This is a genomic window from Brevibacterium sp. S22, assembly GCF_004745485.1.
Classification (GTDB): Bacteria; Actinomycetota; Actinomycetes; order Actinomycetales; family Brevibacteriaceae; genus Brevibacterium.
Map to the genome: position 1 here is coordinate 1 of NZ_RHFG01000065.1, position 1,271 is coordinate 1,271.

The window sequence follows — 1,271 nt, forward strand, 5'->3', positions numbered from 1 at the left end:
GGATTCAAGCTATCGTTGCAACACCTGTCGAATCGTCGTGTTCGTTCAATAGTTTAGCCAGGGCCTCGGCCGGCGTCTTCCAACCCAACCGTTTCCGGGGCCGGGCGTTGAGCTCAGCAGCGACCATATCGAGATAACCCGATCCCCACTGGCTGAGATCAGTGCCCTTCGGGAAGTACTGCCGATACAGCCCATTGGTGTTCTCATTCGTCCCCCTCTGCCACGGTGAATGCGGGTCACAGAAGTAGATATCAAGGCCCGTGGCCTCAGCAATACGCACATGATCAGACAGCTCACTGCCCTGGTCCCAGGTCAGTGAACGCTTCAACTCAGCCGGCAGGTGCGCCATCTTCGCGATCATCGCCTCAGCCACCGCGTTGGCCGTGTGTGACTCAGGCAGATGCAGCAACATCGAAAATCCCGTGGCACGCTCGACCAGAGTCCCGATCGCTGATCCCGACTCGACTGTCCCCACAATGAGATCTCCCTCCCAGTCGCCCGGGACAGCCCGATCCTCGACCTCCTTGGGCCGGTGGGCGATGTTGACCATGTTCGGGATGCGTCCCCGCCGTTCCTGAGTGGTTCTGCGCGGTTTACGCAGACCGCGGCCCGTACGCAGATGCTTGACGAGTTCGCGTTTGAGTCCGCCTCGACCTTGGACGTACAGGGACTGGTAGATCGTTTCGTGCGACACCCACATCTCCGGATCATCGGGGTAGTCCACGCGCAGTCGTGACGCGATCTGCTCGGGACTGTGGTTCAGGGCCAATCGTGCCTGGACTTCACGGCGCAGGGCAAGATGGATACCCAGCTTCCGGTCCCGGTGGCGATGTCGCTTCGCATCAGCGTCTTCCTGGGCGATCCTGGGTCGATAGGCAGGACGGGACGGTCTGACGTTTTCCGGGGCGCGTGCGGCCCGGCGTAGTTCACGACTGATCGTCGACGGGCTCCGATTCAAACGGGCAGCGATTTCTCTTACACCCAGCCCCTGTCCCCGGTAGACCGCGATGTCTTCACGGTCATCGATGGTCAGGTAACGGCTTGGGTGACCATAACCGATTGGTGGTTTCACACCTCCACGATGGCGAAACCACCGCCGCAGGGGCGTTGGTGACACGCCCATTACTTCGACGGCTTCTTCGACGCCTAACCCTGTCCTGATCAGGTCCCAGAATTGGGCCTCGACCGTGCTTGGCAGGGAACGGGGTCCGGGACGGACCATGGCAACATCCTCCTCACTGGAGGTGTTGCGACGACTCCTTGAACCCAAG

At 60.8% G+C, this 1,271-nt stretch carries 1 protein-coding gene; it reads right to left on the minus strand.

The genetic code is table 11. The features are described 5' to 3' along the window. Positions 1-4 precede the first annotated feature (4 nt). Positions 5-1,222: an IS30 family transposase gene (locus EB835_RS20155; RefSeq protein WP_240688889.1), complete on the minus strand. Its 1,218-nt coding sequence runs from the start codon at positions 1,220-1,222 to the stop codon at positions 5-7. Positions 1,223-1,271: the final 49 nt, after the last annotated feature.

Bases quoted from the DNA above. Each gene is read 5' to 3' on its own strand.
- EB835_RS20155 (WP_240688889.1), bottom strand. From the start codon at position 1,222: ATGGTCCGTCCCGGACCCCGTTCCCTGCCAAGCACGGTCGAGGCCCAA.